At 43.3% G+C, this 577-nt stretch carries 1 protein-coding gene; it reads right to left on the reverse strand.

The window, feature by feature from the left end; genetic code table 11:
* Positions 1 to 577 (reverse strand): ribonuclease YeeF family protein (locus BTR1S_RS21520; RefSeq protein ID WP_174522864.1); only part of this gene is annotated, 577 nt, incomplete at both ends.

Consider the following 577-nt stretch of genomic DNA (forward strand, 5'->3'; position numbering starts at 1 on the left):
CCCCGCGCAAAGCATCCATCTCATCCGGTTTTAAAATCGAACCTTTTTGATAGCCGGTGATTTCAATTTTAGGACCTGTGTACATTTTTTCAAGTCTGGTGATGTATCTTTGCATCGTCTCAAGATCGTTTTCAGCGGTTTTGAGAGCGTTGGTCTGCTCCCTGTCAAACGCATGCAGCTTCTCAATTGTTTGATTGATGTCTTTCATTGCTTTTCGATTGTGTTCGTGAAAATCGTTGTCGTTCAAATCCGGTAGATCGACAAAATGGCTGACTTTCGCAATCGTGGCGTTGGCTTTGGATACCAAGTTTTTTGTTTTTCGATCAGCCGCGTTTAAGCCTTGCTCCAGATCGTGATCGAGAAAGGCTTGCGAAATATAACCGTTGTGATTCGGTTCGAGGGAATTCAGTGCATTTTTAATTTTTTTCAGCGTTGACTGGTATTCCTCAATGAAAGATTCATAGAACCGCAAAAACGGAGTGTGGCATTCTTCGTAAAAGGCGCGAATCGCGTCGCCGCCTTTTCCTTTTAAAGCATCGTCAAGAACCGTTATCCCGTCAACGCTTTTTTTGAGATC

This window comes from Bacillus sonorensis NBRC 101234 = KCTC 13918, assembly GCF_001592005.1.
Lineage (GTDB): Bacteria > Bacillota > Bacilli > Bacillales > Bacillaceae > Bacillus > Bacillus sonorensis.